Below are 25,063 nucleotides of genomic sequence, written 5' to 3'. Positions count from 1 at the left end.
CTCAACCAATTGGTAGGTTAGCTTTGGTGTATGCGTATAAAACATAGCTTACTCCTAGGGATGGTAGCCGGCCTGGCCAGTTGCCAGCAGTCGGCTGATGTGGCCAAAACGCCACCATCTGCCGCGGCTAAAGCAGTCGTACCACCCGTTAGGCGGGCAGGTACGCTAACGGATTCTCTGCTGCTATTGGCGCAAAACCGGCAATTCGCCAATCTCTGGTTGAATCATGCCAGTGACTACTCGCCGGGGGTGACGCCGATGGAAGGATTTTTCGGCGCCGACCGCTACCGGATTTCCTTCGCCTTTACTCAGGTTCGGCCGGATAGCCTGGACCCCGGGACGCTGCTGGTAAAGGGGAAAAGTCGGTTCAAAAAAGCCGTAGTGCCCTTCTCCGGCTCGCTGCAGCTGCGGGAACTGGCGCATTTCAAACGGGCCAGCCTCGTCAATACAAGCGTTGAAGATTCGCTGTTGCGGACCTACACGGCCAAAGTCCATTTTATTTTTCGTCAGGCCCCAACCCAGCCGCACACCGGCACCTTCGAAGGAACCGGCACCTTGGAGTTCTACATTACCAAAGGCGGTACCATCAACTTCGTGCAAACCGCCACCGAAGCCCCGATGGATGGCACCCTGGCTCTGCTCTACAAAGGCAAATGGACCGAATACCAGACCAACCACCACAAGGAACTGCTCCTGGGCCGCGACTACGAAGCCGTAGGGTCCGGTGTGCTCGATACTTTCACCATCGGGGCCCGCGGGGAAAATGTAAACCCCAAATACGCCAAGCTGGGCTGGGACCGGTACTGGGAAAATGACGAGTGGTGGACGGCTGCAGGCGGCTCCGCATCTAAAAATCAGCAGCAACCCAGCCCCCCGCTCCGAATGGACCCGCGCTGAGTTCTGTACCTGGCTGCCGGCGTAGCTACGGGTTGCGTGTAGCAGCTGCGGCTGCTGGGCATAGGGGAGGGGTGTGGGCGCGTCTTCGTGTAAGCAGCGGTGTTTACAAAAACGGAATCCTGATTAAATCAGCAGGTCGCTACAATCAACTTTGACTAGTCTTGCAAGTCCACATTGAACATCGACAATGTACTCTCGTTCTTCTGTATCGAACTCATAATTATCTCTCTCATCAAAGTAATTCTGAACCTGTTCCAACATCACATCATGCTCAACTACGCCATTTGAAATCTGTGAAATAAGGAAGTCTGCAAATTCAATGACAGCTAAGTTCATTCCTTGACGAGTTGCTTCATCCGAAGGGTTTAGACCTCGTCCTTCCCAATCTTCTAATGGAAAGTTGTCTCGAACCTTAAATGCTGAAATCTGCTGTATTAACTGATTCATAATGAAATTTGGGCTTGGCGGAAGAGTGAAGTATACTAGCTAATAATGACTATCAAACTCGCTAAACCTATTTGTAAGTAGAGTAAAGATTTATTCACTGTCTAGCAGTTGTCTAATGATTTGAGGTTCCGCTTTTCTATCTCGTTTGTGCCGGTTAGCTTTTAATTCTTTAGACCATCTAGACCAATCACGGCTATTATCCGAATGAAAATGCATCTCGCCGCCATACGCCAGAAGAGAGCCTGCTCGAATCATCATGCCATTCAGCGGGCAGGTATCATAGCCACACAAATGCTTTGAATAGGTGCCGAAATTCCGGTGGCCTAGCCGTTTGCTCTCCAGAATCTTCTGCTGGTTATGCCGAATATCTTCCCAAGCCTGGTTCTTATCAGCAACGGTTAGGCTTTCGCCTAGCGTAGTCACTGCAAAATAGGTCTGCGGGTCTTTCAATTGCAGAAACTCAAATGTCTTCGCAAATGCCGCAATAGCAACTTTCCGAAGCTCAAGTTTCTCTTCGAGGCTCAGCTTCGTGGTTTCCACGATGGAGCGAAACAACCCCAGTGTATTGAAGTCCGTGAACTTCTTGCGGTTCTCAATCAGGTGCAGGTACTCACCGTAAGTGAGCGTATTGAATTGCCGGCCGACTTTCATGTGCTTTTGATTTGTGCTTGACTATTGCTGTGCTGTCTCGCGAATAACCGAGTTTTTAAGAAACGCTTGTAGCTTGGTCTGAACACTAGAAAGTTCGTTGGGACAGTTCAAGTCAACAACAATCAGTCTATCCGTTACTTGGTTGGATTTAAGACAAGCTTTTTCGGCTTGGAACGGACTGTCATCAATCCAGTAAAAATCAGATTCAAAGTCAATGGCTTCCGTCTTGAGTGCATCCCAGTTTGTGGGATGTACAGCAACTTTAAGTTGCTCAAGCGTCGACGGAAGTAAGAATTGTGTAAGATATCTAATTGCGGTGTGGCTGTCGCCTTTGCAATGCGTAGTCAACCAGTAGCAATCGAAGTGTTGCGTAACAAAAGCAACAAATGCATCGACGCCGGGTGCCGCTTGCGTATGTTTGGCCGTCAGCAACACGCCATCAATGTCTAAATAGAGCTTTGCCATCAGGTAAGGTTACCATTTGCCGAAATCAATGCCCCAAGATACCCTTAAGCTTCCCGGACTCTCCCTTATCCTCCTCATCGGCAGCACGGGCGCGGGCAAGTCCACGTTTGCACGGCGCTTGTTCAAGCCCACGGAAATTGTGTCCTCCGATGCCTGCCGGGGCCTGGTGGCCGATGACGAAAATGACCAATCGGCCAGCAAAGACGCCTTTGAGCTGCTGCACTACCTGGTGGCCAAGCGCCTGAAGCGCGGGCTGCTCACCGTGGTCGACGCCACCAACGTGCAGGCCGAAGGCCGCAAGCCCCTGGTGGCCCTGGCCCGCCAATACCACGTGCTGCCCGTGGCCATCGTGCTCGACGTGCCCGAATCCGTCGCCCAGGAGCGCAACGCCGACCGCCCCGACCGCCGCCACTTGGGTCGGCACATCATTGCCCGCCACCGCCAGGACCTGCGCCGCAGCCTGCGAAGTCTGAAAGAGGAAGGCTTCCGGCACATCCACCACCTGCGCAACGTGGGCGAAATCGACGCCGTCCAGTCCATCACCCGCGACCGCCTCTACAACAACCACCAGGAGGAAACCGGCCCCTTCGACATCATCGGCGACGTGCACGGCTGCTACGAGGAGCTGCGCGCGCTGCTGGAGCAGCTGGGGTATCAGGTGTTGGAAGAGCCCATTAATGACGTGCGGGATTTGGGCGTGCGGGTGGTTGCGCCCCTAACGGAAACCTCACCCCCCGGCCCCCTCTCCCGCGGAGAGGGGGAGCCAGAAATGCACCTCTCGGAATCGTCAGGCTCCCCTCTCCGCGGGAGAGGGGCCGGGGGTGAGGTTCCGGTGCCGCGCCGCAAAGCCGTTTTCCTCGGCGACCTCGTGGACCGCGGTCCGGCCTCCCCGCAAGTGCTGCGCCTCGTGATGAGCATGGTGCGCGACGGCATCGCCCTCTGCGTGCCCGGCAACCACGACATCAAGCTCCTGCGCCACCTCAACGGCAAGAAAGTCACCGTCAACCACGGCCTGGCCGAAACCCTGGCCCAGCTCGAAACCGAGCCCGAAGCCTTCAAAAGCGAGGTGCGGCGCTTCCTCGACGGCCTGGTGAGCCACTACGTGCTCGACGGCGGCAAGCTGGTGGTGGCCCACGCCGGCCTGCCCGAAGAGATGCAGGGCCGCGGCTCGGGCGCCGTGCGGGCCTTCGCGCTGTTTGGCGAAAGCACCGGCGAGATTGACGAATTCGGCCTGCCCGTGCGCTACGAGTGGGCCCGCGAGTACCGGGGCCGCGCCATCGTCGCCTTCGGCCACACGCCCGTGCCCGACGCCGAATGGCTCAACAACACCATCGACCTCGACACCGGCTGCGTGTTCGGCGGCCGCCTCACCGCCCTGCGCTACCCCGAGCGCGAGCTCGTGGCCGTGCCCGCCGCGCAGGTCTACTGCGAGCCCGTGCGCCCGCTCAACTACCGCGCCCTCCAGCAGCAGGCCCAGCACGAGCTAACCGCTGATAACGAACAACCAATCACCACCGCCCAGCACGAACAAGACGACCTGCTCGACATCCGCGACGTCACCGGCAAGCAGTTCATCGAAACCCGGCTGATGCGCGGCGTCACCATCCGCGAGGAAAACGCTGTGGCCGCCCTGGAGGTGATGTCGCGCTTCGCCCTGCACCCCAAGTGGCTGCTGTACCTGCCGCCCACCATGTCGCCCACCGAAACCTCGGCCCTGCCCGACCTGCTCGAACACCCCGCCGAAGCCTTCGACTACTACAAGCGCCTCGGCGTGGAGCGCGTGGTGTGCGAAGAAAAGCACATGGGCAGCCGCGTGGTGGTGGTGCTGGGCCGCGACGAAGCCGCCATCCAGCGCCGCCTGGGGCTGGTAGGCGAGGGCATTGGCAAGTGCTACACCCGCACCGGCCGCAACTTCTTCACCGATGCCGCCCTCGAAACCGCCTTCCTCGCCCGCCTGCGCGACGCCCTGAGCACCGCCGGCTTCTGGGAGAAATTCGACACCGACTGGGTTTGCCTCGATGCCGAGCTGCTGCCTTGGTCGGCCAAAGCCCAGGAGCTGGTGAAAAACCAGTACGCCGCCGTGGCCGCCGCCGCCAGCGCCGCCCTGCCCCAGGTCGAAGCCGTGCTCACCGAAGCCGCCGCCCGCCACCTCGACGGCGCCGAAGCCCTGCTGGCCCGCACCACCGCCCGCCGCCACGCCGCCACCCACTACGCCGACGCCTACCGCCGCTACTGCTGGCCCGTGCTCTCGCTCGACGACCTCAAGCTGGCGCCCTTCCACCTGCTCGCCACCGAAGGCCGCACCTACTTCGACCGCGACCACGCCTGGCACATGGAAACCCTGCGCTCCCTCGCCCTCGCCGACCCCGGCCTGCTCCGCGCCACGCCCTACCGCGTCGTCCCCCTCCAGGACCCCGCCGAAGTCGAAGCCGCCATCCAGTGGTGGACCGACCTCACCGCCGCCGGGGGCGAAGGCATGGTGGTGAAGCCCTACGACTTCGTGCCCCAGGGCAAAGGCGGCCTGCTCCAGCCCGCCCTCAAGTGCCGCGGCCGCGAGTACCTGCGCATCATCTACGGCCCCGATTACCTGCTGCCCGGCAACCTCGACCGCCTCCGCCAGCGCAACGTGAAAGCCAAGCGCAACCTCGCCCTACGCGAGTTCGCGCTAGGAGTGGAGGGGCTGGAACGCTTCGTAGCCGGCCAGCCCCTGCGCCGCGTGCATCAGTGTGTCTTTGGTGTGCTCGCGCTGGAGAGTGAGGCAGTGGACCCGCGGTTGTAGGGCTTGGCTGGAAGTGAATTGCCGCTAAAACTTGTCGTCGTTCACTTCCAGCCAGAAGTTGTCCGGGTCTTGCAGGTAAATCTGTTGCACGCCGTCGGGACGAGGGGTCGTTTTCCCTGGCTCGCCCTTCCAGTTCCCGTAGCGGATGCCCTGCTTGTCGAGGTGCGCCATGAACTTGGCCAGGTTTTCCACCCGAAAAGCCAGGTGCGTATTGATGTCGTGGTCCTGCGTTTTGTTGCCCTGAATGATGTGCAGTTGGCTGTGTGGCCCGATGCGCAGCCATACGTGCTTGCCATCTTTGAAAGGCTCCGGAATCTCCGGCAACAGCAGTACCTTTTTATAGAAATCACTGGTTTTCTGCACATCAACCACATACAGAGCAATATGATTAAGAAGCGTAGCCCCTTGTGCGGCGGCAGTATTCGCCATTGCTATGCTCATTAGGAGAGCGAGTAAGCCGCAGAAAAACAGTTTTTTCATGATGGAAGATTCGCCGATTAGCAGCAAGCCCCAAATCTAAGTATCAATTCTTTTTGCGCTATTTTCCGCTTAGCGATGCGGCCTGGAACGCTTGGTAGCTGGCCAGCCCCTGCGCCGGGTGCATCAATGCGTCTTTGGCGTCCTAGCGTTAGAAAAAGAGGTGGTGGACCCGCGGCTGTAGTACAATAATTGGCTGGTTTAAAGGTTGATGAACCTATGAAACTATTATGCCTCTGGATAGCGCTGCTTTTTGCTAATAGCACTTGCTATGCCCAAAAAGTCAGAGAAGTACTTATTAAAGACTTGCCTGCTATTCAGACCAAATACGGTTCTGATTCGGTGCGAGCATTAGTACATGATACGCCTATTTGGCTAGCAAATCAGCAGGTAGCATTACAACTCCTTAATGGGCTTCCTGACAGGTTCGCGCAAAGTAGTTGGGGCCGTCGCTATTTGAAAAGTATAGGCGTAGCTGTCAAGACACCTGAATTAGCCCGGGTGCTTGAAAAAGTGATGGATAACGATGTTGCCGCCGCAGAACAAGTAAGTGCAGAGCACATGTTTGTGTTTGGTGCCGATGAAGGCGTCATCCTAGCGTATTTGCATCAGGAAACCGCCAATGCGGAGACTGTATTTGAAAGCCAGTTAGAACGCTACCTATCAGTCAAACATAAATTAGTATCAATGCCCCGAGATAGTTTTTTCAAACGTTTTTTCGAGGGAGACCCGGTAGTGCTGACAAAAAAAACAGTTGATGAAACCATCTACAAGGTACTTTTGGTACTTAATAAGCTGGATGCAGCTAAGTATCCTCAGCGTCGTCTTGACGAACAGCGCAGCCTGTTAGACCCTTGGTATACAGTCAATAATTTAAAGTTTTTTCCGGCTGGTAGAGAATGGAATTACAAATCAGAAATTGTCGCCTTGGAGAAGCTGTCAATTGGCGGGATAATAATTCCTAAACAAAGCGTAAGCGAGAATTATAATACTTGTTCAATAACTAAAATAGTTGAGTCCGAACAGCTTTACTTTGTCGAGGAAGCGTGCTACTGTGGGCCTCGATGCGGGAGAGGAAACACTTATATGGTGAAAGTGAATGGAGAAGTTGTTGACCTCACTTATGTCAATGGATGGGTAAGCTGATAGTCAGTGTTTCTCGTCACCCTTCTCCACCAAAGTGCGCTCAATGCGCCGGTCGGGGATGAGCCACATCAGCGCCACGGCCACGTAGATGCCGCCCGCCACATATGGGTTCCGGAAAGCTGGCCGCGATGCCCGACACGTAGAGCGGGGGCGAGGAAAGGCCCTTGAAGTCACGACCCACTGCGAATACGCTACCGGATTTAATAATACCTTAGTTGCAGTATCGAGGACACAAGTGGCTATTCCTCTTCGTCAAGGAATGCATCCAGCATGGCATCGATGCGCGTGGCCAAAGGCTCTGGCATCCCTTCGACAAAGCCTTGGGGCTTTTCTACCGTTTCTCCGCTGAGCGGCTGAAACATAATGGGAGGAATGTCGCGCACCGCAATTTTGTCGGCATACTCTTTGGTCCAGTCATAGCCATCGTGGTCATGGGCGGGGTTGTAGGCAAACTGGCTATTGGTGAAGTAGCCAGCGAGGTATTTAGCTTCGAGTTCTTCGATAAAATCGAAAGATTTCAAGGAGATGTGCAGGGCCTTGGCTTCGGTGTGGTTAGCCGCCTGTTTATACCAGCGTGGCCCGCCCATCCAGTACATCATCAGAGCCGTGGCGCGGTCTGTAGCGGGATTATTCAGCAGCCACTGGAAGAAGTAGAGGCCGCTATCCCAGTTCCATTCCATCACCATTTGGTGCCAGATGCGCGGCGATTCGTTGGCCGCGTATTCTAGCACGGTCGCATCGCATAAGGCCTCAAAGTCTTCGGTTGGGTCTTCCATAAATTTCAAAAAGTAAGGTTGCTACTATCGCGTGAGAAGCTTGCTACCCACGAAATCTAAAAGTAGCCACAATGCCCGCAATGAAGCGTGATATGGTTCTTTCATTGCTTCAGCACGCCATAAGCAGCAGGATAACGGGGTTCGGTGTAAGGGCTCATTTCTTCTTCGGTGCGTAGCGCCTGCACATTCGGAATTTTTTGTGGGTCGAGTTGCTTCATCTGCGGCGCGGAAAGCGGACCGCCGTTTAGCAAAATCAGGACGCTGTATTTTTTAACGGTTGGCGCGCTCCACTACGGCTTTAATTCAACAAGTCACGACGTAATCAGTGAAATGCTCAATGAGCGCGCCTTGTTCTTCCGGCAGCCACTGCAAACGATATATTTGCGGCATGCCATGTACGCTCACGTGCAGCGTAAGCCCATCGTGATAAGGTACGAATTTGGAGTCTTCAAACACCCACGTTTCACCCACCGGATGCTGGCCGCCGTCGTGGTCGGTGAAGGCCCGAACAACCCGGTAGCATTGGCCCGGTACCAGTTGTCGAATATCTGGCATTGAAAGAGATAGTGAAGCCTAGAAATTGGTGGTAATCAGGCCGGACGTTGATTATGCCCGGCTCGCTCAAGCCGAAATTGGGCAGGTTATACCGGGCGCGGGCTACACTACGCCCGTTTCCGGCGCAATTACCTGAGCGTGGTACCATACCACAAATAGCAGGGCGAAAGCATGATTCACGGCCTGCACTTCAGCTAAAGCCTCTTCCTCGACCTGGGCCATGCACAGGTGGGTCACGGTCGCGCCGCCCTCCAGCAGGCCATAATAGTACGTAGCAGCAGTCTTAAGCACAAAGCCGTTGCGGACGAAGCCGGGCAGGTCGTAGATTTTTAAGCTGCCGGGAGATGAAGCACCAAGCACGGCCTGAAGGCGAGCAAAATCAAGCGCCAACCCAGGCTCCCCAATGCTTTCCCGAACGTGCAGCTGCTTGAATGACTGAAAGCCGTCATCAGATAAATTCCCAAACTCTGCCCAGATGCGCTGAATAGTCGCTGCTTCCTGCGTCACTAAGGGGAGGGCAGCGCTGGGTAGAAACTCATTTTGCCGCCAGTCGTCTTCGAAAATGCTTAGCTCAAATGCTGAAAACAAAGCCGTCTCATCCATATCCGGCAATTTGTCCGAAATAGTAGGCAGCGTGTAGTGTATATCCTGCGGATTGAGGTACTCAATTTTATTGAGCCGCAGGGTAAGCTCTTTCGTACGGCTAAATTCAATTTTGGTCACCGGAGCGGCAGTTGCTACTTGCCATTCCTGCGTGCCGAGGGTAAAGTTGGTCGCTACACCAAATGTGTCAGGAAGCTGTTCGGGGGGGAGCTTGGTGCTGCCAATCACCTGGCCGGTAGCGTGGTCGATGAACGTGACTTCTACGTTGGTATCAGGGCTCAGTATCTTGTCGAAAAATCCCATAGCTGCCGGCTTGGTTTGGTAAGCTAGCCAGCCAATGCGGCGCGGCCAGTGAAAGCGGCTAAATGTACTAACCAGCACTTGATTCAATCCTTATTTCATGCTCTCCCGCATCCAAGCTTCCCTGCGCCAGCTCGAAATCACGCACAGCATCCGCATCCTCTACGCCTGCGAATCGGGCAGTCGGGCCTGGGGCTTCCCGTCGCCCGATTCCGATTTTGACGTCCGTTTCATCTACTGCCATCCGCCAGCCTGGTACCTGACCCTGGATGAAGGCCCGGATACTCTCAATTTTCCTGTAGACGATGAGTTGGACCTGGCTGGCTGGGAACTGCGCAAAGCCCTGCGCCTGCTGCGAGCCTCCAATGCGGCCCTGTTCGAGTGGCTGCAATCGCCGGTTATCTACCACGAGGCGCTGGACTTCCGGGCGCGGGTAGCGGCGGTGCTGCCTGCCGCTTTCAACCGAAAAGCGGGCCTGCACCACTACCTGGGGCAGCTTCGGCGTGGGGTGGAGGAAGATTTGACCAGTGAAGAAGTACGCCTCAAACGGTTGTTCTACGCCCTGCGCTCGGCCCTGGCTGCCCGCTGGGTTCGGGAACGCCCTACGCTGCCACCCATGGAGTTTGGGCCGCTACGCGAGCTGCTCCCTAATGCCCTGCAAGCTGATGTAGACGAGCTCCTGGACCGCAAGGCCACCGCCAACGAGAAGACCCACGTACCGTACTCTGCCGCGTTGGTTGGGTTTCTGCAAGCGGAGTTGGTCGCCAGTCAGGCAGCGCGGGAAACACTGCCTGTAGTGCGGCCCGGCAAGGTTGCCAGCGAGCTGGATGCCATATTTCAGGCCCTGATTGGCGATGCATTTATGCGCTAATTTAAAGAGTAGCAGAATCCATGATGACCATCGCCGACCTGCGCAGCCAGCGCCTTGTTCTCTTCGAAGCCATCAGCGGCAGCCGCGCGTATGGTACCAACCTGCCGCATTCCGATACCGACCTCAAAGGCGTTTTTGTGCTGCCCGAAGCCCAGTTTTTAGGGCTTGATTACGTGCCGCAAGTCGCCAATGAAACCAATGACGAAGTCTTTTATGAATTACGTCGGTTCGTGGAATTATTATTGAAAAATAATCCAACAGTGCTCGAATTATTGGGCACGCCATCCGAGTGTATTATTTATAAACACCCTTTATTCGAGCAGTTTAAAGCCGCCCAATTCCTGTCGAAATTATGCCGCCAAAGCTTTGCTGAATACGCCGTGGCGCAAATTCGCAAAGCCAAAGGCCTGAACAAGAAAATTAACCATCCCGAACCGCCGGCCCGCAAATCGGTGCTGGACTTCTGCTATGTCACGGTAGGAGCCGGTGCCCAGCCTGTTACAACTTGGCTGGAGCGAAAAGGCTATGAGGCAACACGTTGTGGCCTGGTAAAAGTCTCCCATCTCACCGACCTTTATGCCCTTTTTATTGACCAGACCCCAGACTGCAGCCTTGGCTACCGGGGACTTGTGCGCGACCCCGAAACATCTCAGGACGTCTTGTTATCGGCCGTGCCCAAAGGGGAGGAAACCAGCGCCTACCTGTCTTTCAACCGCAACGGCTACAGCACTTATTGCCGCGTATTCCGGGAGTATTGGGAATGGGTGGCGAAGCGCAACGTTGAGCGGTACGAGAACACTGTTCAACACGGTAAAAACTACGATGCCAAGAATATGCTGCACGTATTCCGGCTTTTGCAAATGGCCCAGGAAATAGCCGAAAAAGGCGAGCTGCAAGTGCGACGCCCGAACCGGGAATTTCTGTTGCAAATTCGGCGTGGAGAATTTGATTACGAAGAATTAGTGACTGAAGCAGAGCAACTGGTGACGACTGTGGAAGCTGCATTTACTGTTTCCGCGCTACCGGAAGCGCCGGATAAACAGCTGGCGGAACAAGTATTAATTCAAATCAGACGAGCCTTTTACAGTGGGGCTGGCTAGGCAGTGGGGACTCTATTCAAGCATACCTGCCCGCGACGCAAAACGCAACATCTTTACCGCGATAGTGAATTCAGCGCAGTTTCTGTTTGGTGCATGTTGGCGGTCCCGGTCCGACGGCCCTGCATCGGACCGGCTGTTGTTGCTCTGCATGACGTTCCAAGGGCTTTTCAAAACCCTTCCTAATTAATCTACTTCCTCGCAGTCTTCTTTTACTGAGGTAAATAGTTGCATGAATTGCTGGGTCTCTTTTTCCGTGATTTCTACCCGATGAATGGAGTTATTAATGCAGTTCCACCAGGTAAATGTGAGGAGGTCGACCTTGGCATATAGCAGCCGGTCTTCGCGCTGATATTCGGCGTTGAAGCGTTTCATGTAGCCTTCCGGGCTGCCGTTCTGCTTGCGCTGCATTTCGGCCAGGCGCTGCCAGTCGGCCAGCATCAGGCTGTCGTTGTGCGTTATCAACCCCCGAATTCCCTGTTTGCAGGCCTCTGGATAAGGGGCCGTAAGCAGAATTTCGGGGTGGGTATGAGCTTGGATGGTCAATTTTTTGGCTTGGTATTCATCCTCCAGCTCCTGCAAGGCGCTTTTCTGCAGCTTCTGCCATATGGACTGCGGCGGAAGCTGCATGCCACGGTAGAGAGCCTTCTTTTTGGTGTATTCAACTGTGAGGCTGTCCAGACTCAGTTTGCTAATATTTTCCGGCTGAAAAACGGTGGCATCGGTTTCGAGTCCGGCGCTGCCATACACAAACTGGCGGGCATTGTTGAGCTGCTCCTCAGTATAGCGCCGCGTCGAGTAGCGGCCTGTATACAGGCACATGGTCGATTGCCAAGTGTAGGTACGGAGAGTGTCGGTAGGGGTGGTGGTGGCTGGTATGGGTGCCGGAGCCGGCTTGGGGGCTTGCGCTGGCTGCTCGGCAGGTTTGTCGGGAGTGCAGGCGGCAGCGAAAGCGACAAACAAGAAGCAGAGGGGTATAATTTTCAATTGGCGAAAGGTGAGTTGGGGAAACATAGATTTTCCCAAATGTACACGGCGGTAGCGTCGAGTTGGCCTATGCAAACACGGCATCCCCGTTGCCAATGGCTATATCAGCTCGCAAAATAAATGTATCACAATTTTCAATAATTATTGAAAATTGTGATACATTTGAGCCATCCTAAAGGAAGTACCAGAACTCGCTGGGCGCCATCTGATAGGGCAGGAGCGTATGGAAAAGCCAAAAATGGTTATCGCTGGTGGCAATGGTTTTCTGGGTCAGCACCTGCGGCAGCACTTCACCGGCCTGGGGTATCGGGTGGTTGTCATCAGCCGGGGAGCCGTGCCCGGGCCCGATAGCCTGACCTGGAATGCCCGCACGCTGGGCCCTTGGGCGGCCGAGCTGGAAGGAGCCGCCGTGCTGGTGAACATGGCCGGCCGCACCGTAGATTGCCGCTACAACGAAGCTAATAAGCGCGACATTATTGCTAGCCGCGTGGACAGCACACGCGTGCTGGGCGCGGCCGTGGCAGCCTGTACCCACCCGCCCAAAGTGTGGTTGAATTCTTCTACGGCCACTATTTACACCGATACGGAAGGCGCGACGCCGGCTAATACCGAAGCCACCGGCATCATAGGCAACGGCTTTTCGGTGGAGGTGGCCCGAACCTGGGAAGAGGCTTTTGGGGCCTGCGCAGCCCCGCACCCGCGCAAGGTGGCGCTACGCACGTCCATTGTGCTGGGCAACGACGGCGGCGCATTCCCGGTGATGGCCCGGCTGGCCCGGCTGGGCTTGTGCACGCCGCAGGGCAGCGGGCATCAGTGGGTGAGCTGGCTGCACATCACGGATTTCTGCCGCGCTGTAGCGTTTCTGGCTACACAAACCGAGGAAGCCGGGGCTTTCAACGTCTGTGCCCCTGCTCCTTTGCCGAATAAGGAATTCAATCGCCTCCTCGGCCAGCACTTACGCCCACTGCTGCGCCTGCCGCAACCCCGGTGGCTGCTGGAGGTCGGTGCATTTTTCCTGCGCACCGAAACCGAATTAATTCTCAAAAGCCGCAAAGTATATCCGCAACGGCTGTTGGAATTAGGTTTTGCTTTTCAATACCCGAATTGTGAGCAAGCTATTGCGGAGTTACTTAGTGCTTAATCTGAAATAGCAGCTATGAATCCGACCGATAATTCGCCGCTTACATTGGCCGAAGCCAAAGCGCAGTTTGTCCATACCTGGGGGGTATCGGGGGCAAGCTGGGGCGTGAGCAAAACCCTGGCCCAAGTACACGCTCTGCTGCTGGTAAGCGCAGTAGCACTAAGCACCGAAGACCTGATGGAACAGCTGAAAATATCGCGCGGTAACGCCAGCATGACCGTGCGGGAGCTACTCGATTGGGGGCTGATTTACAAGGAACTGCGCCCCGGTGAGCGCCGCGAATACTTCGTGGCCGAAAAGGATATGCTTCAGGTAACGCGCTGCATCATCCGGGCCCGTAAGCGCCGCGAGCTCGACCAGATGAAGCGTAGTCTCGACCAGCTAGCTGCCCTGCCCGGCGACCCAGCCAATGCTGAATATCGCGCCTTCCATTCGGCCCTGACGGATATTCAGCAATTAGCGACAGTATCGGATAAACTATTAAACCGACTTATGCATGCCGAAAAAAGCTGGTTTTGGGATAAGTTTATTAAGCTGTTTATGTAATTTAAATAACGAATAGCTGATTGCAAAGGTGTTTACCCTGAGCGTTCTACGCATTGAGTATAGACAAAGGAATTTATAACCGCTGGCTAGTTAGGAGTAACTTTTTTGGCTCAAACTAATAAGCTCCTTCGCAAGCTCAGAATGACAGGAGGCGCTCCAGGTGATGGTTGCTTAATTAACCAGTTCAATTGCGGCGGCAATTTTAGTCAGCTCATCCAAGATATCCTCGCTACCACCCAGCATGCCGACGTGCAGAATTAGCCCTGCGGCAATGTTGTCGCTTGGCACTTGCTGCTCTTTGATGTAGAGGTTCTTTCCGGAGTTGGCAAAATGCAGCCAGTTAACGGGTTTGCCCAGGAAATTCCCTTTGCGTATCAGGGCTTCATCCCGCTCAAATTTGAAATTTCTGAAGAAATACGATGGGTGACTGCCGGCGTAAATGGTGAGGTTTTCTCGTTGTTCATCACCCAGGTTGCGGTAGTGGTGAAATAGGAAAACCTGGAAGTCGTATTTCTGGTCGGAGGTGACGGAGTAGTTGGCAGGCAATACTATTTTCAACTTCTTTTTAGTGTTTGCAAGAGCGAGGGTTTCGGTATGAGCTGTCCGGCTATTTTGCCGCGTGCCGGCCGTTAGAGTTTCAAATACGCGGGCAGTCAGCTTTACGAATTCTTCCCGCTTGTCATAAGCGGCGGGATTAATATAAGCGGCGATTCTGAAAACAGTGTTGTCGTTGGTTCTCACTAACAAGCTGTTGACAAGAATGGCTTCTCTGGTTGAGTCGAACGCAGCCGGAGTGGAGAGAATGGAAAACAAGCTGCCATTATCCGTCAGAACGGTGATTTTAGCACCGGATTTTTGGTTTTCTTCAGTTACAAATTGCGTAACGGATTTTTTGTCGCCGAGAGCATACAATTCCTGCGCAAAAAATACCAGTCGCATTTTCTGGATATCAAGCATAATGCGCGTTTCCAGATTGGCATTGTGGTCGGCCGACATAATGTCGGTGGGGCGGGCGCTATTTAGGGCGGTACTGGGGAAAGTCGCAAACGCCCGCCCATTCAGAATAGACTGCTTATTATCGAGCGGACTAGTGGCTATTTCCTGCGCGAAGGCAATAAGCCCTGTGCTGGCCAGCAGCAAGGTTAGGAGGCTGCGCAACAGCAAGAAATTTCTCATCTAATTATTGAAGTGGAAGGGTAAAACTGGGGTAGTTGGCAAATCTACTACCTTGCATTCATGCAAACTTCTCTTACTCCCGCGGCTCGCGCCGCGCTACTGGGGTTGGCCGTGGGCGATGCCCTTGGTGTGCCTGTGGAATTTCAGCCCCGCGCTGCCCGTCAGCAAGACCCTGTGACGGGAATGCGTGCCTACGGCACGCACCGCCAGCCAGCCGGTACCTGGTCCGATGATTCCTCGCTCACGTTTTGCCTGGCCGAAACGCTGGCGCGGCCCGATGGCCTGGCGGGGCCGCCGGACCTGGCCGACTTTGCCCGCCGCAGCATCAATTGGCTTTATAATTCCTACTGGACGGCTCACGGCGAGACCTTCGATGTGGGCAATGCCACGCGTTTGGCCATCGACCGCCTACAGCGCGGTACCGCGCCTACTTCGGCCGGGCCGCGCTCGGAATTTGATAATGGAAATGGCGCGCTGATGCGTATTCTGCCGCTGGTTTTCCACCAAACCTGGCGCATCGAAACGTTGGATTTGGATGCTGCCTGGGCGATGACGGAAGCGGTGGCCAGCGTCACGCACGGCCACCCGCGCTCGACCTTAGGCTGTTTTATTTACCTGCTGGTTGCGAGAGGGTTGCTAGCGGGCCTGGCTCCGGCCGCAGCATATGCGCAAATGCAACAGCAATTAAATCCTTGGCTGAAAAACGGTAGTATTCCGGCTGTTGTAGCTGAAGACAAATATTACCGCTGGTGGGTACTATCTGGTGAAATCATAAATCAACCCGATGACAAAATTTCCTCTACCGGATATGTCGTCCACACCCTGGAAGCCGCCCTGTGGTGCCTGTTGAAATACGACACCTACGCCGCTACCGTGCTGGCCGCTGTGAACCTCGGCGATGACACGGATACCACAGGTGCCGTGGCTGGCGGCCTAGCTGGCTTGGCCTATGGCGAAGCTGCAATTCCAGCCGAGTGGTTGGCTGAGTTGGCCCGCCGGGCTGATATCGAGGACCTGGCCCAGCGGCTGGCTCATGAATAATACCTGGACTGGGAAATAGCAAAACGAGTGACGGCAGCATAAACAACCTGTTTATGCTGCCGTCACTCGTTTCAGCTGTACTACCCGAAATAGGTACAGAAACTATTGCGTCGATGCTGACATCTCAGCGGGAGTCAATTTTACGCCGGTGTAAACACTGGGATTATCAGCGGAGGCAATGGGTTCGATGGTAAGCCGTTTGTCGTATTTGCTCACATTCGCCAGTTTAAGCAAGGTGGCATAGTCGGCGGTGTGGCCGCTTTTGGTCTTGATAAAGTAGCTGTTGACCTTTAAAGTAGACGGGTCGTAGCTGACTTCCAGGGCCGTCGTATCGCGCCAGTAGGTATAGAGCGCCTCCGTGGTGCCAGCTGCAGATTGACGCGGGGTCTGGTCGTGGTCGGGGCGAATGGACTGGCTGACCAACGGCCGGGCAATCTGGTCAGCATTCATGCCCAGCAGGGCGGGCACGTCGAAAGCACGGTTGATAGTGGGCGTCGCAGTGGTCACGGAGGGCGTTTCTACCACAGGCTGCTCGGTGCTAGCGCAGCCAAGCAGGAGGGCCAACGGAATGGCAAGAAGAGAGTAGCGCATGAGTGAAAGCTGTTGAGGTTAATTAGTAAGCGCTGTATACGAAGCCGATGAAAAACTGGCCTATTTTCCCAGTTGCGGGCCCTGCCGCGGGCCTAATGCTCGGGCGCCACACAACGGCCTGCTACCTCCCTGCCTAGCAACACGTATAGACCGCACCAACTCCTCTACTTATGCCCGCACCAAGCCTTTCCGCCGCGCCCACCACCTTCGATGCCGATGAGCGGCTGCGCTGGGTCGAGGGCATTGCTCGTCTGATGGATAGCCAGTTCCGGCTGCCCGGCACCCGCTTTCGCTTCGGCCTCGACCCATTGCTGGGCCTGTTGCCCGTGGTAGGCGACCTGTCGAGCACGGCCGTTTCGGTGGCCCTGCTGCTCACCATGCTTCGCCACGGGGCCAGTGGGGCAGTGGTGGTTCGCATGGCCCTCAATATTCTGATTGACACGGTAGTAGGCGCTATTCCTATTATCGGCAATGTGTTCGACTTCGCTTACAAAAGCAACGAGCGCAACGTGGCCCTGCTACGCCGCCATTATGCCGAGGGCCGCCATCAAGGCAGCGGCAAAGGTCTGGTGGCACTGCTGCTCTTGGGTTTTCTGGTGGTATTTGGCTTGGTGGCTTGGGGCAGCGTGGCGCTCTTGCAGTGGGCCTGGCATTATTTCAACGCCTGACCAGGCCCGCGCCTCTAGCTCCGCTGTTATTCTGCTTTCCGGCCAAACCAGCGCTTCAGCTTCCACTTTGCCCGCGCGGCCAGCGAGGGTTTTCGGATGGAAAAGGCAATAATTGTTGTGTCAGCTGCCAGCAAGGCGTCGTGCTGCAGCTGAGGCTGGCTTTGCACCGGCAACTCCCACTCACTTCCGACAAAGCCCAGCCTGGAAAAACGGATGATGGCCGCCGGATTACTCGCGGAAGCCTGCGGGATGGTCAGCTCGTAGTGGCCCTGCTCATCGGTTATGGTTCCGATAGTGGTGCCCGTTACCAGTACAGTGGCGAAGGCCAACGGCTCGCTTTTGCCTTGCGGAGAAGCGGCCAGGACGGTGCCGCTCAGCCTGAGGGTACTACTGGTGGCGGGTGGGGTAGCTGTTTGGGCTGAAGCTGTGATGGCTGACAGCGTGAGAGCTAAGGTGGTAGCCGCCGCCAGCCGGGCACAAGGCTTCGGCGGCGACTGCCCCCAGTGCGCCAATTGGGCCGGAGCGTACATGCCACACAGCGCATTGCCGTGGGCAGTTTGCACCCGCGCAATAGCAGGCCACGACATGGCTGAAAAATCGTAAATCTCCTTGTTGCATTGGCCACACTGGCGCCCATTGGCCGTGGGCTGCATGGCAAGCCAGTTCTGCCCACAGGGCTGGGGCTTGGGAATGTTCATAAGAGCGGCGCGTAAGCCCAAATATTAATGTTGTAGGGCTTGCGCTGTTGCTGCCAAAAGCAGGCTTATTGCCGGGGACCTGCCAGGTAGCTGAGTGAGGCTTGAAATGCCCGATTGTAATAGGCGCGGTTACCGAAAGGCCCGCCGTAGAAATCGAAGCGAGCTGCTATGTCGCGCAGGCCCATGCTATAATTGAGCTGTAGCAGCAAAGCTTGGTAGCGGTAGCCCACCCCCGCCTGCAGGCCGACATCAAACCGCCGGGCAAAGTTGCCAAAGTCGGGAGCGTCGTTGGCTACGGGCGTAATCTTGCCACTGTCGGTGGCAGAGGTGCCAACAATGGTGCTCTCGTACCTGCCACCCAGCAGCAGGCCCAGATAAGGACCGGCAAATACCTGGAAGCCTTGTCCATCAGCATGCTGCGTGTAAGCTACATTAACAGGCAAGGTCAGATAATGCAGCCGGTTGCTGTACTGAAACTCTCCGCTGCTAATGGGTATGTTGTTGCTATTGCGGATATCAACGGAGACAGACTCCATGAAACCCTTCTGGGAGTAAAGCAGCGCCGGCTGCAATGCCCAGTGGCCGAACCCGACCGAACTCATCACGCCAGCCTCAAAGCCGGCCCGGTACTTCAGGCGGAATGCCGAGTTGGACTCGCTGAAATGGTAGGTCGAAACATTTAGCCCCAAACGCGGCCCAATGCTGAAACTAACCTGTGCCTGAGCACTGAGTACGGTCAGCAGAAGGCTGCCGGTAAGTAGAAAACGGGTATTGAAAAAGGTCATAGCAGCAAGGGAATATTGATGTTGCAACGAATGTGGGAATACGGAAATTGTGGTCACCCCAAGTCATCGTTTTGCTCGATGGCAGCGCCGGGATTGAACGCAAGAAATACAGTATTAGAAGTTGCAAGTTAAAGGGGGGAGTAATGCATGCTGACGCCTTTCAGCGGCATGGAAGCGGCACTCATCCCGAAAGCAGCCGGGTTAATCGAACGGCAAGAGGTGCGAAAATCTGGCGGGTACGTCAATAACGTTGATTCGGATTGATTTCTCCAGCTAATTCTAATGAGTACCCCTGATATACCTTCTGATTCAGAACAACCTTCTGTTATTTACTCCGCGGGCCCCTGGCCTCGTTTGGACCTGATGAACGATTTATATTCCTGGCAGCAGCAAGTTCAGCGTGCGTTACAGGCATTAAAATATATAGGCCGCCAGGAATCAGCCACATCCGAGCCCAGGAAGGTTACCTTTCAAGAAGCGATGCGAGAATTATATGGCAAAAGCCATTTCAGTGCTTTCATCGCGTCCCGCACCTGGCAGCACGCCAGCTTAGATGGGCAAACTGCGCAGGAATTTCAAAAGCTACAGCAGCTGCTGAATTCTTTCGAAGAACCGGATTCGGATGAGCTTCTAGCCACAGATTCTGATTGGCAGGTAATTCTGGCCCAGGTAGAAATTGTTGCGGCGTTGCTGTAATTCAAAGGATAAGGCGCAAACCATACGTTACTTCAAGCCAGTTGCCGTCAGCGGGAATTCCCGGAGTGTGGCAGCGGGCACTTGGGAAATGAACAGCTGCTGGGCCTGGCGGTAGGCTCGTGGGGCGTGTTTCTGGCATATCAACCCAAACAAGGCATCGGCCCTGATGGCGGCCGGCGAGTGGCTGGGTTGAGGCCCCGGCACGCCATAAAGCTTGCGGAGCGCATTCAGTGCGTGGTAGCGCACCAAGTAGTCTGGGTGAGTGAAGTGGCGTAGTGCAGCAGTAGCCACTCCAGCGCCTACCTGGGGCAGCGCGAAGGCATCGGGCAGCCCCATTAGCACATCGATTAGGTTGTAGGTGTTAGTGGTCGTGGTCAGCACGTTGTCCAGCCACATGCGGTCGAGGCCCGCCGGGTTGATGCTGGCAATGGCAGTGAGAACGTAGTGGGCGTAGAAGCCCTGGCGCAGGCAGTGGTGCAGCAGTGGGAGGGCCTCCTCGCTGCGCAGGTAGCCCAAGCCCATTACGGCGCGGGCATCGGCTGTGCGGTTGCGCAGCGCCGCCAATAGCTCGGCTTCGGCCTGATTGCGTTCAACCGGGGAAAGTGCGGTCAGGCAAGCCTGGTCAGCCTCGTAGCCGTCGTGCCAGGCCAGGTACTGGTCAATCTGCCCGAAATAGGCGTGGCGGAATACCGCCAGGGGAGTATCGGCAATTGGGATAGAATCAGGCATGGGCAAACTTTATTTCTGTGAAAGCGGCTCCACCACCAGGTGGCCCTGCGCGGGCGGCTTGATATGTACCCGGTAGTGGGCGCCGGCCACGGTCAGGTCCAGTTGGCCGCCCTGGCTGGCCGCCACAGTGTGGTACTGCGTGTTGTCCGCCACGGGGCGGGAGCGGGGGCTGTCGTCGAGTGTTTCCAGGGCGAAAGCCAGTTGGGGCGGCTGGCCAGCGGCCGTGCGGATGCCCAGATAATGCAGCGTGAAATCCGGCCTGGTTACGGCTTCCAACCTTACACCCGCGAAGCGGTAGTCGGCGGCCTGGCCGAACGTGGCGCGGGTTTCGTCGCGTTCTACCCGGCTCAGGTCCCAGTACGTGGCCTCCCGGTGCGGGACCGCCGCAAACCCTGGCTGCTGCCGCACCAGTGCCCGCGACGCGTCGCTTTCGCGTAGCAGGTCGGCCAGGTGAAAAGTGGCAAATTCCTCGGGCGGAAACCATAGCGGCTCCGACACACCCGTGCGCTGGCACAGTTCGTGGCCGGCCGGCACATCCTGCTGCAAAATGGCCTGCTGGCTGAAGGAGGTGATATATCGGCCGTCGGGATTAGTGCTCGTGAAATACGTCGGTGTGGTCGGCTTGGCCAATGTGGAAGTACCCAGCCGGGCAATAAACAGCACGCCCTGCTGCTCGTTCACCCCATAAAAATAGTCGCCAACATCTACAAACCGGCCCGGCTCATATAACGCTACCGGCCGCAGCAGAGGCAGCTTTGCCCCTGCCAGCTGCTGATTGAAGCTGAGTAGGTTGGCCTGCACATTCGCGGCCTTGATGGCTGCTTCGTGCTGCAAAAAATGACGCAGATACTCAAAGTGCTGCGCCAGCGCTGCTGGCTCGGGCTGCAGGCTGTGCAGGACTTGGCGCAGCAGCTTTTCCGCTTCGCGGCGCGACAGCTCCCGGTCGTCTGCGCTCAGAAACAGCCGGGCGCGCTTGGCCGGGTCGGTCAGTATCAGGTGCAGCGTGTGGTACGATTTCGTAGAAAGCAGGCCCGGAGCCGTTTCAGGCTCTTCGGTAAAGTAGAGGCCCTCGCCCGCGGGGGCGGCCCGGGCATAGGCCGCTTCCTGGGTCCCGTCGTGGTAGTAGCCCTGCCGGGCGATGGCGTGGAAGTACGCCTGGTCGGGCGCTTCGGCCAGCGGCACGTCATCGGCGTAGAGGGTAACGCGCAGCAGCACCGGCACCTTGCGGCCGCCAAAGCCATAGGAATCGTGGCTGGGCAGGTAGTACGTCAGCTGGTTAGCCGATGCCGCCGGCTGCAGGTAGGGCTGGCGGCGCAGGCGCCGAGCCGGAAGGAGCTGCAGCTCCCGCGTATCATCCAGATGGAAGGAAGTGAGCAGTTCCAGCGTGGCCAGCCCATCCAGGTCGACCAGCCGCGTTGCGCTGCCAGGCCCAAACAAGCGATTCAGGAACATAAGCAAAACAGGAAGTAGCACACCGCTGAAGAGGATTTTCATCGTGGGCTCGGGAGGCTGCCGGCCGTAGCCCAGTGGATGGAACCGGACCTTGATACGAAGCTAGAGCAATTTCGAATTCAGGACATTGTAGTGCGGACATCGTTGCGCGGACTGTGTACACCAACCCCGAAACTGCTGTTACGTCGTTAATAAATAAACCGCGCCAACTTTCGGCCCGCTGCGCTCGGATAATGGACAGTAATTTCCCTATTTGCCGTCATGCCGAAGCAATCCGTCGTTCTGCTGTTATTTGGCTGCCTAAGCCTGAGCGCTTGCCACCCCGATGCCGCCGAAAAGCACCCGGATGGCCCGTTGCGCCTGGTGCAGCGCCTCCCGGATGGTGCCTATGCTTATGTATCGGCGGCCGGCGATACCGTGATTCCATTCGGTCGCTACGCGCTGTGCGCCACCGAACGGTTCGATAAAGTAGCGCTGGTGCTTCCGCCCGGCGGCAAATGGGTCGGCATCGACCGCCTGGAACGGGTGCTCTTCCATCCGTTCATCTTCGACAACGGCCCTGACTATCCCGTCGAGGGCGTGATACGCATTGTGAATGCCGCCGGGCTGATTGGCTACGCCGACACGGCCACGGGGCGCGTGGTGCTGGCCCCGCAATACGAAGCGGCCTTCCCATTTGAGGGTGGCCGGGCGCGGGTGGGCCGCCGGTGCCGCCTAGTAGCCGAAGGCGAGCATTCGAGGTGGGACTGTGCGGCGTGGCAGTCCATCGACCACCAAGGTCGCCTCGTACCTGATGCTGCTCGGTAAATGGCTGTCTTGCTGTTGTATTCGAAGCTCAATAATTAGCCAGTTCGTCCTCCTCCAACTATGGCCCATTCACAGGCGCATTACCTCCAAAACCAGAAAACCGGCCAAAGCAGCACGCTTACGCTCTCAGGCACTCAGGTCAGCACGGAGACACAAACCGGCGGCAAAAAACGACGCACAGAAAAGCACTTTGCCACGGCGGCCGAGGCCACTACGTATGCCGAACGGCAGGAATGGGCGCTCCTAAAAAAGGGGTTTGTGCTGCACCACGAGGCCGCAGCTCCCGGCCAGCCGCTGCTGCACTGCTTCATTGGAGGTGGCTATACGGGCAGCCTGGCCTTTGCTGACACTCCTTTAGGGCTCTATGTTTACCAGAACGGCTGGTTCCGCTCGGCTACCGACCAGCAGGACTTCCTGCTGCGCCTGGATGCAACCGGGCAAGTACTCGAAACACTCGCTTTGCCCACCATTCTGGCCTGGGACATGCACTACCAGCCGGCCTGGCAAGCCCTGGTGCTCGACCTCGACCACATCGTATTCGAATACCAGCTGGCTACCGGCCAGTTTCGGCCGTTGAGCGAACGGAGCTGGTCGCCGGCCAGCTTTGTGGCAGTAGCAGGGGGGCGCACCGCGTTTGTGGCCAACGATGAGCTGGTGGTAATGGGCCCCGACCGTAGTACGCTGTTTCGGATGCCAATTGCCACGCAGCTCTTCAATGGGTCATTGGGTTTTGCGGCCGCGCTGGCCCGTAGTGGGGAGGTGCTGGCCGTACATACCACGCCGGGCGAGGTGCAGCTGCGCAGCGCCCTCGACGGCTCTTTGCAGCACACACTCACGGGCGATTTTGGGCTGCTGCGGCAGCTGGATTTTATGGGCAATGACCAATTCCTTCTGTTTCTGGAACCACACAGTACCGAGCGCCTGCGCTGCTTCGACCTGGCGCAACATACGGAAATCGACTTTACTTTATCCGGGGGCGAGGAATGGCCCTCGTGGGTGAAGGCCTATTGCCTCAACGCCGACCAGACACGCCTAGCTGTGCTGAAAGGCAGGTGGGTTGAGGTGTTCGGGGTGGCCAGTCGGCAGCTCGTGCGGCGCTTCTACCTGAGTCATTGCGTCAAAAATGCCAAGCTGCGCTTTATAGGAGATGCCCTTGGCGCGCGCACCGATTATGGCTGTTTCAGTCTGTACCAGGTGTAAGTAGTAACAACTACTCCGGTGGCCTACAGCACAGTAACTGTTACTTAATGGTCAGCTCGGCATAGCTCACCGGGGCATCGTCGGCAATGCTGCCCTCGGCGTCGGTATGGCGCAGCTTTAATACGGCCCGGATGGGCGAGGCCCAGCGCACTTCGTTGGGCTCCCAGGTAGTGGGCTCGCGCCGCCACAACAGGCGTGGGCCGGCAGCATCTACCTGCACCAGAGCCACTGTATTAGCCTGTTCGCCACCACTCAGGCCGGGACTGGTGAGCAGTACGAAGCGGCCATCGGGCGAGGCTACGGGGTCGCCGACTACCTCGACGTGGCGGCCGGTACGCTGGTCGACCAGCGCCGTGCCAGCCGATTCCCAGTACCAAGCCCGTACTGCCCATTGGTGGGCGGCGGGCAGGCTGCCCCAGTACATGTATTTCACGCCTTCCCCGTTTTCGAGGGTGAATTTGGCGTCGGGAGTCGACGAAAGCCGGGCTTCGGCACCCTGCTCAGGTTTCAGCAGCAAATCCAGGCCCTGACGCCGCACCTGACCTTGCGTAGCTTCCAGATGCTCGGAAGTAGGGTCGTTGGGTAAATCAGACAGTCCGCCGGCCGGTAGTTTATTAAAGGCCTGTTCGGTGGTGGGTTGCAGCTGCGCTATCTGGCCGCTGGGCAGATGCAGGGTGTCGGTGGGGCTAGCGGCAGCAGGCGGCGTAGTGGCTGTAGTAGCTGCCGGCGCAGCCGGAGGGGCTGGGGTAGCCTGCTCCGTGGCGGGCGTTTCGGGGCGGCAGGCGGCCAGCATTACTAACAGGATGGTGGCAAGGGATAATTGCTTCATGCTACTGCTAACGAAAAACACGGCTTTAGGGTAATCCTTCCAACGGGCAAGCTTTACTGTCGTACAGGTTACCGCGTCTATCATTTTCGGTATGAAACATTTTGTCCTTCTGTTCTTATTGCTAGCCACCGGTTGCCAGTCTTCCGAGCCACCCGCCGCCATGAAGGAAGCCATCGCGGCGCACATCCGCCAGCACATTGCCCGGCCTGCCAGCTACCAGCCGCTGCGATGGGGCCCGGTTCGCAAGTGGCGCAAGGTCGACGACGACTCCATGACCATTCTGCGCGCCCGCGACCGGGAGGATTCCCTCAAAGCCTGGTGGCAGCGCACGTACGCTGAGCGCGGCAGCACCCTGAGTGAGGAGTATATCGACAGCGTCAACCACTTGCAAAACAGCCTGCTTGTGCACGGAATAGAGCTCAATAAGGAGGCTTCAAAGTACGATACCACTCGCCGCGGCACGCAGGTGGCGCATACCTACCAACTCCGCACGGCCACGGGCCAACTCGTGCGTGATAGCGCGCAGTTTGTGGTGCCGCTTCGAGGGCCGGTGGTGCGGCTGCCCAACCTCAAGCCCTTGTATTGAATTGAGCGCTGGCTGCCGGTCCAAACCCGTCAGTTGTTCGGGGCTGGCAGCTAGATTCGGTGAAGCA

At 56.9% G+C, this 25,063-nt stretch carries 29 protein-coding genes; 14 read left to right on the top strand and 15 right to left on the bottom strand.

Features of this window, described 5'->3' with window-relative positions; translation table 11 throughout:
* Window positions 1-30: 30 nt before the first annotated feature.
* Window positions 31-897, top strand: a complete 867-nt coding sequence (locus J4E00_RS01200) for a hypothetical protein (RefSeq protein WP_208173182.1) — start codon at window positions 31-33, stop codon at window positions 895-897.
* 123 nt (window positions 898-1,020) lie between these two features.
* On the opposite strand, the gene J4E00_RS01195 is transcribed toward J4E00_RS01200, so the two are convergent.
* The 3 genes from J4E00_RS01195 to J4E00_RS01185 all read right to left on the bottom strand — a co-directional run bounded on the left by J4E00_RS01195 (window position 1,021) and on the right by J4E00_RS01185 (window position 2,460).
* Window positions 1,021-1,344, bottom strand: coding sequence for a DUF4844 domain-containing protein (locus J4E00_RS01195; protein ID WP_208173181.1), 324 nt, complete (start codon window positions 1,342-1,344; stop codon window positions 1,021-1,023).
* Window positions 1,345-1,434: 90 nt separating this feature from the next.
* Window positions 1,435-1,995 (bottom strand): hypothetical protein, encoded by a 561-nt coding sequence (locus J4E00_RS01190; RefSeq protein WP_208173180.1) that lies wholly within the window; start codon window positions 1,993-1,995, stop codon window positions 1,435-1,437.
* A gap of 21 nt (window positions 1,996-2,016) precedes the next feature.
* On the bottom strand, window positions 2,017-2,460 hold the full coding sequence (locus J4E00_RS01185; RefSeq protein WP_208173179.1) for a hypothetical protein: 444 nt from the start codon (window positions 2,458-2,460) through the stop codon (window positions 2,017-2,019).
* Window positions 2,461-2,488: 28 nt separating this feature from the next.
* Between J4E00_RS01185 and J4E00_RS01180 the strand changes: the two genes are divergently transcribed.
* Window positions 2,489-5,239, top strand: a complete 2,751-nt coding sequence (locus J4E00_RS01180) for a polynucleotide kinase-phosphatase (RefSeq protein WP_208173178.1) — start codon at window positions 2,489-2,491, stop codon at window positions 5,237-5,239.
* Between the two features lie 24 nt (window positions 5,240-5,263).
* On the opposite strand, the gene J4E00_RS01175 is transcribed toward J4E00_RS01180, so the two are convergent.
* On the bottom strand, window positions 5,264-5,719 hold the full coding sequence (locus tag J4E00_RS01175; RefSeq protein WP_208173177.1) for a VOC family protein: 456 nt from the start codon (window positions 5,717-5,719) through the stop codon (window positions 5,264-5,266).
* Window positions 5,720-5,810: 91 nt separating this feature from the next.
* Here J4E00_RS01175 and J4E00_RS30170 point away from each other — a divergent pair, with 91 nt between their 5' ends.
* Both J4E00_RS30170 and J4E00_RS01165 read left to right on the top strand, forming a co-directional pair.
* Window positions 5,811-5,900, top strand: coding sequence for a hypothetical protein (locus tag J4E00_RS30170; RefSeq protein WP_208173176.1), 90 nt, complete (start codon window positions 5,811-5,813; stop codon window positions 5,898-5,900).
* A gap of 35 nt (window positions 5,901-5,935) precedes the next feature.
* Window positions 5,936-6,862, top strand: a complete 927-nt coding sequence (locus tag J4E00_RS01165; protein WP_208173175.1) for a hypothetical protein — start codon at window positions 5,936-5,938, stop codon at window positions 6,860-6,862.
* 239 nt (window positions 6,863-7,101) lie between these two features.
* Here the strand turns inward: J4E00_RS01165 and J4E00_RS01160 are convergent, their stop codons facing one another.
* The 3 genes from J4E00_RS01160 to J4E00_RS01150 all read right to left on the bottom strand — a co-directional run bounded on the left by J4E00_RS01160 (window position 7,102) and on the right by J4E00_RS01150 (window position 9,099).
* A complete protein-coding gene (locus tag J4E00_RS01160; protein ID WP_208173174.1) occupies window positions 7,102-7,638 on the bottom strand; it encodes a DUF4274 domain-containing protein in 537 nt (178 codons plus the stop codon).
* A gap of 303 nt (window positions 7,639-7,941) precedes the next feature.
* On the bottom strand, window positions 7,942-8,193 hold the full coding sequence (locus J4E00_RS01155; RefSeq protein WP_208173173.1) for a DUF3601 domain-containing protein: 252 nt from the start codon (window positions 8,191-8,193) through the stop codon (window positions 7,942-7,944).
* A 102-nt stretch (window positions 8,194-8,295) separates the two neighbouring features.
* The gene (locus J4E00_RS01150; RefSeq protein ID WP_208173172.1) at window positions 8,296-9,099 is read right to left on the bottom strand and encodes a hypothetical protein; all 804 of its coding nucleotides are present in this window, start codon (window positions 9,097-9,099) and stop codon (window positions 8,296-8,298) included.
* A 97-nt stretch (window positions 9,100-9,196) separates the two neighbouring features.
* Between J4E00_RS01150 and J4E00_RS01145 the strand changes: the two genes are divergently transcribed.
* Window positions 9,197-9,967 (top strand): DNA polymerase beta superfamily protein, encoded by a 771-nt coding sequence (locus J4E00_RS01145; RefSeq protein ID WP_208173171.1) that lies wholly within the window; start codon window positions 9,197-9,199, stop codon window positions 9,965-9,967.
* A gap of 20 nt (window positions 9,968-9,987) precedes the next feature.
* A complete protein-coding gene (locus tag J4E00_RS01140) occupies window positions 9,988-11,067 on the top strand; it encodes a DNA polymerase beta superfamily protein (RefSeq protein ID WP_317196576.1) in 1,080 nt (359 codons plus the stop codon).
* Window positions 11,068-11,250: 183 nt separating this feature from the next.
* On the opposite strand, the gene J4E00_RS01135 is transcribed toward J4E00_RS01140, so the two are convergent.
* Window positions 11,251-12,027 (bottom strand): hypothetical protein, encoded by a 777-nt coding sequence (locus J4E00_RS01135; protein WP_208173170.1) that lies wholly within the window; start codon window positions 12,025-12,027, stop codon window positions 11,251-11,253.
* Between the two features lie 247 nt (window positions 12,028-12,274).
* Here J4E00_RS01135 and J4E00_RS01130 point away from each other — a divergent pair, with 247 nt between their 5' ends.
* Together J4E00_RS01130 and J4E00_RS01125 are read left to right on the top strand one after the other, a co-directional pair.
* Window positions 12,275-13,192, top strand: coding sequence for a TIGR01777 family oxidoreductase (locus J4E00_RS01130; RefSeq protein ID WP_208173169.1), 918 nt, complete (start codon window positions 12,275-12,277; stop codon window positions 13,190-13,192).
* A 15-nt stretch (window positions 13,193-13,207) separates the two neighbouring features.
* Window positions 13,208-13,738 (top strand): GbsR/MarR family transcriptional regulator, encoded by a 531-nt coding sequence (locus tag J4E00_RS01125; protein WP_236049367.1) that lies wholly within the window; start codon window positions 13,208-13,210, stop codon window positions 13,736-13,738.
* Between the two features lie 171 nt (window positions 13,739-13,909).
* On the opposite strand, the gene J4E00_RS01120 is transcribed toward J4E00_RS01125, so the two are convergent.
* Window positions 13,910-14,878: a hypothetical protein gene (locus tag J4E00_RS01120; RefSeq protein WP_208173168.1), complete on the bottom strand. Its 969-nt coding sequence runs from the start codon at window positions 14,876-14,878 to the stop codon at window positions 13,910-13,912.
* 96 nt (window positions 14,879-14,974) lie between these two features.
* Between J4E00_RS01120 and J4E00_RS01115 the strand changes: the two genes are divergently transcribed.
* Window positions 14,975-15,955 carry an ADP-ribosylglycohydrolase family protein gene (locus tag J4E00_RS01115; protein WP_208173167.1) on the top strand — a complete coding sequence of 327 codons (981 nt, stop codon included), beginning with the start codon at window positions 14,975-14,977 and terminating at the stop codon, window positions 15,953-15,955.
* Window positions 15,956-16,057: 102 nt separating this feature from the next.
* Here J4E00_RS01115 and J4E00_RS01110 read toward each other — a convergent pair whose 3' ends face one another.
* A complete protein-coding gene (locus J4E00_RS01110) occupies window positions 16,058-16,546 on the bottom strand; it encodes a hypothetical protein (RefSeq protein WP_208173166.1) in 489 nt (162 codons plus the stop codon).
* Window positions 16,547-16,716: 170 nt separating this feature from the next.
* Here J4E00_RS01110 and J4E00_RS01105 point away from each other — a divergent pair, with 170 nt between their 5' ends.
* Window positions 16,717-17,214 (top strand): DUF4112 domain-containing protein, encoded by a 498-nt coding sequence (locus J4E00_RS01105; RefSeq protein WP_208173165.1) that lies wholly within the window; start codon window positions 16,717-16,719, stop codon window positions 17,212-17,214.
* Between the two features lie 26 nt (window positions 17,215-17,240).
* Here J4E00_RS01105 and J4E00_RS01100 read toward each other — a convergent pair whose 3' ends face one another.
* Both J4E00_RS01100 and J4E00_RS01095 read right to left on the bottom strand, forming a co-directional pair.
* A complete protein-coding gene (locus J4E00_RS01100) occupies window positions 17,241-17,912 on the bottom strand; it encodes a carboxypeptidase-like regulatory domain-containing protein (RefSeq protein WP_208173164.1) in 672 nt (223 codons plus the stop codon).
* A 65-nt stretch (window positions 17,913-17,977) separates the two neighbouring features.
* Window positions 17,978-18,697, bottom strand: a complete 720-nt coding sequence (locus tag J4E00_RS01095; protein WP_208173163.1) for a porin family protein — start codon at window positions 18,695-18,697, stop codon at window positions 17,978-17,980.
* Window positions 18,698-18,979: 282 nt separating this feature from the next.
* On the opposite strand from J4E00_RS01095, the gene J4E00_RS01090 reads away from it, so the two are divergent.
* On the top strand, window positions 18,980-19,393 hold the full coding sequence (locus tag J4E00_RS01090) for a hypothetical protein (protein WP_208173162.1): 414 nt from the start codon (window positions 18,980-18,982) through the stop codon (window positions 19,391-19,393).
* 27 nt (window positions 19,394-19,420) lie between these two features.
* On the opposite strand, the gene J4E00_RS01085 is transcribed toward J4E00_RS01090, so the two are convergent.
* A complete protein-coding gene (locus tag J4E00_RS01085) occupies window positions 19,421-20,122 on the bottom strand; it encodes a hypothetical protein (protein WP_208173161.1) in 702 nt (233 codons plus the stop codon).
* Between the two features lie 9 nt (window positions 20,123-20,131).
* On the bottom strand, window positions 20,132-21,574 hold the full coding sequence (locus J4E00_RS01080) for a hypothetical protein (RefSeq protein WP_208173160.1): 1,443 nt from the start codon (window positions 21,572-21,574) through the stop codon (window positions 20,132-20,134).
* Window positions 21,575-21,835: 261 nt separating this feature from the next.
* On the opposite strand from J4E00_RS01080, the gene J4E00_RS01075 reads away from it, so the two are divergent.
* Both J4E00_RS01075 and J4E00_RS01070 read left to right on the top strand, forming a co-directional pair.
* A complete protein-coding gene (locus tag J4E00_RS01075) occupies window positions 21,836-22,381 on the top strand; it encodes a WG repeat-containing protein (protein WP_208173159.1) in 546 nt (181 codons plus the stop codon).
* 60 nt (window positions 22,382-22,441) lie between these two features.
* On the top strand, window positions 22,442-23,581 hold the full coding sequence (locus J4E00_RS01070; RefSeq protein ID WP_208173158.1) for a hypothetical protein: 1,140 nt from the start codon (window positions 22,442-22,444) through the stop codon (window positions 23,579-23,581).
* A gap of 40 nt (window positions 23,582-23,621) precedes the next feature.
* Here the strand turns inward: J4E00_RS01070 and J4E00_RS01065 are convergent, their stop codons facing one another.
* Window positions 23,622-24,410, bottom strand: coding sequence for a hypothetical protein (locus tag J4E00_RS01065; RefSeq protein WP_208173157.1), 789 nt, complete (start codon window positions 24,408-24,410; stop codon window positions 23,622-23,624).
* Between the two features lie 91 nt (window positions 24,411-24,501).
* On the opposite strand from J4E00_RS01065, the gene J4E00_RS01060 reads away from it, so the two are divergent.
* Window positions 24,502-24,996 (top strand): hypothetical protein, encoded by a 495-nt coding sequence (locus J4E00_RS01060; RefSeq protein WP_208173156.1) that lies wholly within the window; start codon window positions 24,502-24,504, stop codon window positions 24,994-24,996.
* The last annotated feature ends 67 nt before the right edge of the window (window positions 24,997-25,063 follow it).

Source organism: Hymenobacter negativus (assembly GCF_017571495.1).
GTDB lineage: Bacteria > Bacteroidota > Bacteroidia > Cytophagales > Hymenobacteraceae > Hymenobacter > Hymenobacter negativus.
Note: the sequence above shows the minus strand (reverse complement) of the source record. Positions and strands in the feature narration are given on the sequence as shown.

Coding starts and splice junctions, on each gene's coding strand:
- J4E00_RS01180 (WP_208173178.1), top strand. CDS start 2,489: ATGCCCCAAGATACCCTTAAGCTTCCCGGACTCTCCCTTATCCTCCTC.
- J4E00_RS01125 (WP_236049367.1), top strand. CDS start 13,208: ATGAATCCGACCGATAATTCGCCGCTTACATTGGCCGAAGCCAAAGCG.
- J4E00_RS01060 (WP_208173156.1), top strand. CDS start 24,502: ATGAAACATTTTGTCCTTCTGTTCTTATTGCTAGCCACCGGTTGCCAG.
- J4E00_RS01160 (WP_208173174.1), bottom strand. CDS start 7,638: ATGGAAGACCCAACCGAAGACTTTGAGGCCTTATGCGATGCGACCGTG.
- J4E00_RS01115 (WP_208173167.1), top strand. CDS start 14,975: ATGCAAACTTCTCTTACTCCCGCGGCTCGCGCCGCGCTACTGGGGTTG.
- J4E00_RS01140 (WP_317196576.1), top strand. CDS start 9,988: ATGATGACCATCGCCGACCTGCGCAGCCAGCGCCTTGTTCTCTTCGAA.
- J4E00_RS01105 (WP_208173165.1), top strand. CDS start 16,717: ATGCCCGCACCAAGCCTTTCCGCCGCGCCCACCACCTTCGATGCCGAT.
- J4E00_RS01145 (WP_208173171.1), top strand. CDS start 9,197: ATGCTCTCCCGCATCCAAGCTTCCCTGCGCCAGCTCGAAATCACGCAC.
- J4E00_RS01200 (WP_208173182.1), top strand. CDS start 31: ATGCGTATAAAACATAGCTTACTCCTAGGGATGGTAGCCGGCCTGGCC.
- J4E00_RS01100 (WP_208173164.1), bottom strand. CDS start 17,912: ATGAACATTCCCAAGCCCCAGCCCTGTGGGCAGAACTGGCTTGCCATG.
- J4E00_RS01070 (WP_208173158.1), top strand. CDS start 22,442: ATGGCCCATTCACAGGCGCATTACCTCCAAAACCAGAAAACCGGCCAA.
- J4E00_RS01165 (WP_208173175.1), top strand. CDS start 5,936: ATGAAACTATTATGCCTCTGGATAGCGCTGCTTTTTGCTAATAGCACT.
- J4E00_RS01190 (WP_208173180.1), bottom strand. CDS start 1,995: ATGAAAGTCGGCCGGCAATTCAATACGCTCACTTACGGTGAGTACCTG.
- J4E00_RS01080 (WP_208173160.1), bottom strand. CDS start 21,574: ATGTTCCTGAATCGCTTGTTTGGGCCTGGCAGCGCAACGCGGCTGGTC.
- J4E00_RS01185 (WP_208173179.1), bottom strand. CDS start 2,460: ATGGCAAAGCTCTATTTAGACATTGATGGCGTGTTGCTGACGGCCAAA.
- J4E00_RS01150 (WP_208173172.1), bottom strand. CDS start 9,099: ATGGGATTTTTCGACAAGATACTGAGCCCTGATACCAACGTAGAAGTC.
- J4E00_RS01175 (WP_208173177.1), bottom strand. CDS start 5,719: ATGAAAAAACTGTTTTTCTGCGGCTTACTCGCTCTCCTAATGAGCATA.
- J4E00_RS01095 (WP_208173163.1), bottom strand. CDS start 18,697: ATGACCTTTTTCAATACCCGTTTTCTACTTACCGGCAGCCTTCTGCTG.
- J4E00_RS01090 (WP_208173162.1), top strand. CDS start 18,980: ATGAGTACCCCTGATATACCTTCTGATTCAGAACAACCTTCTGTTATT.
- J4E00_RS01195 (WP_208173181.1), bottom strand. CDS start 1,344: ATGAATCAGTTAATACAGCAGATTTCAGCATTTAAGGTTCGAGACAAC.
- J4E00_RS01155 (WP_208173173.1), bottom strand. CDS start 8,193: ATGCCAGATATTCGACAACTGGTACCGGGCCAATGCTACCGGGTTGTT.
- J4E00_RS01065 (WP_208173157.1), bottom strand. CDS start 24,410: ATGAAGCAATTATCCCTTGCCACCATCCTGTTAGTAATGCTGGCCGCC.
- J4E00_RS01130 (WP_208173169.1), top strand. CDS start 12,275: ATGGAAAAGCCAAAAATGGTTATCGCTGGTGGCAATGGTTTTCTGGGT.
- J4E00_RS01110 (WP_208173166.1), bottom strand. CDS start 16,546: ATGCGCTACTCTCTTCTTGCCATTCCGTTGGCCCTCCTGCTTGGCTGC.
- J4E00_RS01085 (WP_208173161.1), bottom strand. CDS start 20,122: ATGCCTGATTCTATCCCAATTGCCGATACTCCCCTGGCGGTATTCCGC.
- J4E00_RS01075 (WP_208173159.1), top strand. CDS start 21,836: ATGCCGAAGCAATCCGTCGTTCTGCTGTTATTTGGCTGCCTAAGCCTG.